We start from the raw sequence: 5,763 nt of genomic DNA, 5'->3' as shown, positions 1-5,763 counted from the left end.
TACAACGTGTTTGTGTATGGAAAGTTGCGTGTTTAGACAACTAAAATAGCAAAAGAAAACGAGCCAGAGGATAATCCGAAGGATTTTCCGAGCAAGCAAGAAACTAGCAATTTTTTATACACGGTGTTACCCAACGTTTTTATTGATTTATAAAGTTCAACATTGTCCAAATCATATTTATAATTCCGATAAATCCAGAAATAAACAGAACAGCAACGAACAACAATGAAATTCCTGTCAGTCCATAAATAAAGGATTTAATTTTTTTCATCAGTTTTGAATTTGTTTAATTCAGTCGATTTACTCCAACCCTTTGAATTAATCATTGCGGTAATTAACATTTCCATTGCTTCGTCTAAAGATTTTGTTGCACCTTTCCAAGGTTCCAATTCTTTTGGAATCAGATATTCGATATGATATTCGTCCATTCCAGTTGTTAGAACAACATAATTATTAGATGTGTAATCATTTTCATTTTGTAAAATCAGATGATAATGAGAAGTCAATCCCCAAATTTCAGTTTCTTTAAATTCCGAGTTAATTCTACCAATCCAATTTAGCATTAAAGTTCCGACTCCTTTTGAAATTACGTTAGAGTCGTTTTTTAATTCAGAATAAAATTCAGTTAGAGTTTTACTTTTTTGGTCTGTATTTCTTCTTATCGGCATTTTTGGTCAAATGTTGGGTAACGGTTTTGTATATGGTTTGTTGCGTGTTTAAGAACGTAATTTAGCAAATAAAAACCGAATAGAAAATCCGCGAGGGTTTTCGTAAGCAGGCTAGAACCAGCAATAAATTATATACGGTGTTAGGCAATGTTATTTTAATATTTTAGGATGCATTTTTTCAATCTCTTGTTTCAGTTTATTGCATTTAATTAAGTCAAATTTTAGAGTTCCTTCCCAGGCTTTTGAATAAGTAACTAGAGCTTCGACAATAAAAACTATTGAGTCATATAAATCAAAGTATAAAGTATCTTTCTGTGTGTCATCATAACCTCTATGAGTTAAATGAAAACTTAATTCTCCTAAATGTTCAAATTTTGAGAAAATACCATATAAATCAAAAATCCTTCTATGATGTATTAGATGTTTTTTATCCTTATTTGATTGCCATATTTTTACAATTAATGAGTTTAGAGAAGTAGATATTTTTTTGCATTTGGCTTTTCCATCACTTGAATAAAATTTTGAATTAGCTTTTAATTCATTTTTTTTTAATTCAGTTTCGTTTTCATTCCATTGATAAATATGACGAAATGTTGTGTTACAAGTTCTGATAATATTGTCTACGTGGTCAAAATAAATTCCATCAATTAATTCGTTTGAGTGTGCGTTACTTTCGGAACAATGAGTAATATATTCGGCTACTAATATATCACTCAAAATTGCTCTTAAGATTATGAAAAGTGATGGGTGATAATTTCTTTTTGAGTCAAAGTTTCTAATAAAAATATTTGAAGCTTCAAGTGAGCAAGATGTCTTGTGAATTAAGGTGTAAAAAAACCTTTGAGGTTCTTTTATGTAAGCATCTTTATCTAGAATTTTATTTATTACTTGATCTCCGTATTCAGTAGTGAAGGTTAAAATTAAAGAAGATAATTCTTTGAAATATGATTCACTATCAAGTTTATTAATCGTCATTCTGAGAGTTCTATTTAATATTGCCTAACGTGTTTGTATATGGTTTGTTGCGTGTTTCAAGCAACTAATTTAGTAAATAATTACCGACCAAGAAAGTCCGCGAGGACTTTCGTAAGTAGGCAATAAGCCAGCAATAAATTATATACGGTGTTACCAGCTGGCTTTATTCTTTTTTATTTCATTCATCTGCCTTAAAACTTCATAGAACATTTCACTGTAATTTTCTGAAGTTTTAGGTAATGAAAAATCTATTTTAAAATGATTTCCCCAAAGTCTAAATGCTAAAGAAGCCATTCCCCATTGCAGATCAAGATCATTTAAATCGAGTTTTTCCATAACATTTCTAATTCTGTTGTCAGCATCTGGATATGAACCATTATTATATAGTTTAGGGTTAAGAAAAAGCAAAGCACACATACCAACTGTAGCTCCGTATTTAAGTGAAGGAATAAGTTTTTTATCTTTACAAGACATAACTTGTTTAATAGCAAAGTTATCAGCATCTAATTCCTCTTGTAAGGATTGACTTGCTGTAGCAGGGACATAAGTTACGTGATTAAAATAGCTATGACCAATTTCGTGAGATATAATAAAATACATAGCAGATACAAATAATGAATTAGCTTTTTCAATATTATGGGAGTATTTACAGTCATAACTCTCGGGGTTAGGAAGTGAATAATCCCATTTGCTATAACTATCTTTTAACGACATTCCGTAATCAAAAACATCTTTTGCAGCTTTAATTTGTTTATTGGTTAAATCAATTTCACCAGTATAATTTCCTCTTAAGTGTGGCTTTTGTATAACTTCATCAAAAGTTACAAGGAGTGAATAACAGACGCACCATAAATATGAATTAAATGTTTCATAAATACTGATTTGCCTTTTACTATTTATGCTTGCAGCATTCAATCTTGAGGTATGAATTATATGCTTTTTGTCAATATTGTATTTAATTCCTTTTTCTAAGCCATTATTTTCTATTTCTTTTTTAATTGTTTTGAAAAAATCTGGTGATGATGTTTCAAGCCAAGATAAAATATTATGTTGTAGAACACGTATTGGCATATCTCCTTGATGACTATCAGGATTGTAATAAGTTTTTATACCTTTAATATTCTTTCTAAACCAGCATTTTAAAGCATAGTTTTTTTCAAGAAAATAAACTTTAAACAATATTTTTTTAAATTTAAAATTCATTCTTTCCTTTGTCGTTTTTTTTCGCTTGCTGGTAACGTGTTTGTATATGGTTTGTTGCGTGTTTAAGAACATAATTTAGCAAATAAAAACCGAATAGAAAATCCGCGAGGGTTTTCGTAAGCAGGCTAGAACCAGCAATAAATTATATACGGTGTTAGCAACTGGCATTATTCTGTTTGTTTTAATGTTCCATCATCATTGATAAATTCAAATTGGTGATTATCATTGATTATTTTTCCGCCTTGATTTAAAAAGGTTCCAAATACTCCTCTCCAATCTTCTTCGTCAGTTTCTTGATTAGTATCCCAACGAATAATTCCGCAAAAATTAGGTTCATCCAGTTCAGATTTGATTACTACTCCGAATTCTCCATTCAGAGAAACTTTTGTTCCGTGAGTGAAGTCCTGATTCTTTTTCCAATTATTAACTCTATTAAATATTCTGTTTCCTAATTCAATACTTTCCATTCCAGTAAAATCATCCCATTCACAAGTTGGCGCAAACCAATACCAGATTTGAGTAAAATCAGCAACATTGTCAAATTCAACATTATAAATCTCTTCAACAAGTGCTTTGTGAAACTCCTCTGCTGACGAGAAGTTTCCAGAATAACCACCACTATATTCCGACAACATTTTTTCCGCTAAATGTAAGTCCGAAATCAATTCAAAAAGTTCCCACTTTTTCCAATATTCGATTTTGGATAGTTCTTTTGATTTTTTCTTAAAGATTCGGTTAAACATTGTCGTTTCTTCTGCTTGTTGCTAACGTGTTTGTATATGATTAGTGGCGTGTTTCAGCACCTAATTTAGCAAATAAAAACCGAATAGAAAATCTGTAAAGATTTTCGTAAGCAAGCTAAAACCAGCCATTAATTATATACGGTGTTGGCAAATCGTTTTTTATATCTGTTCTTTAATAATTTCAACTTTCGTTGGTTCAATATCGAATGCTTTTTTAAATCCAATTGATTCAATAATAGATTTCTTAAAATTTACAATATCCATATTCGAGTTATATCTAACATCAAATTCCTCAATTCCTTTAAAGTTATTTGGCTCATAAATCATATCAATTCTGTATTCATAAAGATTGCCATTATTCGAGTCAACTTTTTGATGTGCAAAACATAATTCAAAAGTTTCAGAATCCTCTTTCCAATAATCAGTTCCGTAAATCACATAAATTCCGATTGGTTTTTCGTTCGATTCAATAACTATATTTTCATTTTTTTGATAAAGTTCAATTATCGATTTCAATGCTATTTCAGGATTAATTTCAGATTTTCCTTTTAGATTTTCCGCAATGATTTTTTCCAACTCTTCTGTTGCACCTTTTTTTATGATTTTCGGGTTTTCTGTTTCGTTCAGTATTTGACCAGAATTCCACATAGCCATAGGAATTCCAACTATTTTTGGTAAAGCATATGCTATAAACAAATATGCTATAATTACTATTCCTATTATTTTTAGTAGTCTGTTCATTAAATGTTTGCCAACGTGTTTGTATAAGATTAGTTGCGTGTTTAAGTAACTAAGTTAGTAAACAAAAACGAAACAGAGAAAATTCCGCAGGAATTTTCCAAGTAGGCGAGAACCTAGCAATTAATTTTATACGGTGTTAGCAACAGTTTATTATTTCGTTATAGCTTTTCATTTAAATTTTGACTTCCCACAATTGCCATAATATCGACAATATCTTTATTTATTTTAAAGTAGATACTATCAGAACCACATACACAACGTCTGTATTTGTTTTTTATATATTCCACTGATTCGAACGAATAAGGTCTCTCAGCAATAATATCAAAATATTCAAAAAATGATTCGAAATACTTATCCGCTTGAGTCATTCCAAATTTTTCAATTCCGTAATGATGAATTCTTATTAAGTCGTTTTTAGCTTCGTTACTTAATCTATATTTAGCCATTCAATAGAGACTTTGATTGTGCTAAAATTTCATTTTTGTTATCATTTGTAAATCCGCTATTTTCGGCCTTTTCTAATTTGGCACGAACCCAATCAATTTGGACTTGCTGCTTTCTGGCTTGTCTTATTAAATCGTTTACTAATTCACTTTTACTAGAATATTCATTTCTATTCACTTGGGCTTTCAGCCATTCATCGTTAGGCTCCGTAAATGATATGCTTTGTCTTGACATAATTTTATATTTTGGTGTAAATATACATCAAATTCGCATCGCTTCCAAATTGTTGCTAACGTGTTTGTATATGGTTTGTTGCGTGGTTAAGAACGTAATTTAGCAAATAAAAACCGAATAGAAAATCCGCGAGGGTTTTCGTAAGCAGGCAAGAACTAGCAATAAATTATATACGGTGTTGTGTGTAGTTTTTATTTCCGCTGTTCGTTAAATTCCATTTCCGCTTTTTCTCTTGTCAATTTCATAAAATCTTCGCCATATTCTTCCTCAATCTCATAATTCATTGATTCCTCGTAGCAAGATTGCGGGTAATTAGGAACACAATTAACTCTCATTGTTATATTATAATTACGTTTCATAAAATCAGAATAATACATTTCAAGTTCAGTCGCATAAACTAATCCCATTATTGTATATTCTTTAATTCCATTTTTATAATCAGCTTCTGCTTTTTCGTACATAGAATCACATTCAATTAAAATTGGGTCTGCTAATTCTAAAGTTGGTTGTTTTTCTTGATTATTTTTACATCCAAAAATCAACATCGTTAAAGTTAGAATCCAGTATTTCATTCAGTTTTATCCTGTTAGTTTTGAGTATGCTCAAATTACACACAACGTGTTTGTATATGGAAAGTTGCGTTTTTACCAGCGAGGATTTTCCGAAGGAAAATCAGAAGTTAGTAAAAGCGCAACCAACCTTATTTAAGCACTAATCTAGCAATTTTTTATATACGTTGTTAGCAAATGCAGCTC

8 protein-coding genes are annotated in these 5,763 nt (G+C 30.4%); all 8 read right to left on the bottom strand.

Translation table 11 applies throughout. The features are described from left to right. Positions 1–257 precede the first annotated feature (257 nt). The 8 genes from ACVCXO_RS00295 to ACVCXO_RS00260 all read right to left on the bottom strand — a co-directional run bounded on the left by ACVCXO_RS00295 (position 258) and on the right by ACVCXO_RS00260 (position 5,580). On the bottom strand, positions 258–668 hold the full coding sequence (locus ACVCXO_RS00295; protein ID WP_452227604.1) for a hypothetical protein: 411 nt from the start codon (positions 666–668) through the stop codon (positions 258–260). 150 nt (positions 669–818) lie between these two features. Then, positions 819–1,643 carry a hypothetical protein gene (locus tag ACVCXO_RS00290; RefSeq protein ID WP_452227603.1) on the bottom strand — a complete coding sequence of 275 codons (825 nt, stop codon included), beginning with the start codon at positions 1,641–1,643 and terminating at the stop codon, positions 819–821. A 150-nt stretch (positions 1,644–1,793) separates the two neighbouring features. Beyond that, the gene (locus tag ACVCXO_RS00285; protein WP_452227602.1) at positions 1,794–2,846 is read right to left on the bottom strand and encodes a phage exclusion protein Lit family protein; all 1,053 of its coding nucleotides are present in this window, start codon (positions 2,844–2,846) and stop codon (positions 1,794–1,796) included. Between the two features lie 167 nt (positions 2,847–3,013). Beyond that, entirely contained in the window at positions 3,014–3,589 is a 576-nt protein-coding gene (locus ACVCXO_RS00280) for a hypothetical protein (protein ID WP_452227601.1), read from the bottom strand. 159 nt (positions 3,590–3,748) lie between these two features. Then, complete coding sequence (locus ACVCXO_RS00275) at positions 3,749–4,330, bottom strand: hypothetical protein (protein WP_452227600.1); 582 nt, start codon at positions 4,328–4,330, stop codon at positions 3,749–3,751. Between the two features lie 158 nt (positions 4,331–4,488). After that, entirely contained in the window at positions 4,489–4,776 is a 288-nt protein-coding gene (locus tag ACVCXO_RS00270; RefSeq protein ID WP_452227599.1) for a type II toxin-antitoxin system RelE/ParE family toxin, read from the bottom strand. Beyond that, the gene (locus tag ACVCXO_RS00265; protein ID WP_452227598.1) at positions 4,769–5,008 is read right to left on the bottom strand and encodes a ribbon-helix-helix domain-containing protein; all 240 of its coding nucleotides are present in this window, start codon (positions 5,006–5,008) and stop codon (positions 4,769–4,771) included. The genes ACVCXO_RS00270 and ACVCXO_RS00265 overlap by 8 nt, the downstream gene beginning before the upstream one ends. Before the next feature lie 191 nt (positions 5,009–5,199). Next, positions 5,200–5,580 (bottom strand): hypothetical protein, encoded by a 381-nt coding sequence (locus ACVCXO_RS00260; RefSeq protein WP_188467188.1) that lies wholly within the window; start codon positions 5,578–5,580, stop codon positions 5,200–5,202. Between the last annotated feature and the right edge of the window lie 183 nt (positions 5,581–5,763).

The sequence above is a fragment of the Lacinutrix sp. MEBiC02404 genome, assembly GCF_053601575.1.
The sequence above is the reverse complement of the archived record's forward strand: the minus strand, read 5'-3'. Positions and strand labels throughout refer to the sequence as shown.

Excerpts from the sequence above, each read along its gene's own strand:
- ACVCXO_RS00295 (WP_452227604.1), bottom strand. The coding sequence starts at position 668 with ATGCCGATAAGAAGAAATACAGACCAAAAAAGTAAAACTCTAACTGAA.
- ACVCXO_RS00290 (WP_452227603.1), bottom strand. The coding sequence starts at position 1,643 with ATGACGATTAATAAACTTGATAGTGAATCATATTTCAAAGAATTATCT.
- ACVCXO_RS00285 (WP_452227602.1), bottom strand. The coding sequence starts at position 2,846 with ATGAATTTTAAATTTAAAAAAATATTGTTTAAAGTTTATTTTCTTGAA.
- ACVCXO_RS00280 (WP_452227601.1), bottom strand. The coding sequence starts at position 3,589 with ATGTTTAACCGAATCTTTAAGAAAAAATCAAAAGAACTATCCAAAATC.
- ACVCXO_RS00275 (WP_452227600.1), bottom strand. The coding sequence starts at position 4,330 with ATGAACAGACTACTAAAAATAATAGGAATAGTAATTATAGCATATTTG.
- ACVCXO_RS00270 (WP_452227599.1), bottom strand. The coding sequence starts at position 4,776 with ATGGCTAAATATAGATTAAGTAACGAAGCTAAAAACGACTTAATAAGA.
- ACVCXO_RS00265 (WP_452227598.1), bottom strand. The coding sequence starts at position 5,008 with ATGTCAAGACAAAGCATATCATTTACGGAGCCTAACGATGAATGGCTG.
- ACVCXO_RS00260 (WP_188467188.1), bottom strand. The coding sequence starts at position 5,580 with ATGAAATACTGGATTCTAACTTTAACGATGTTGATTTTTGGATGTAAA.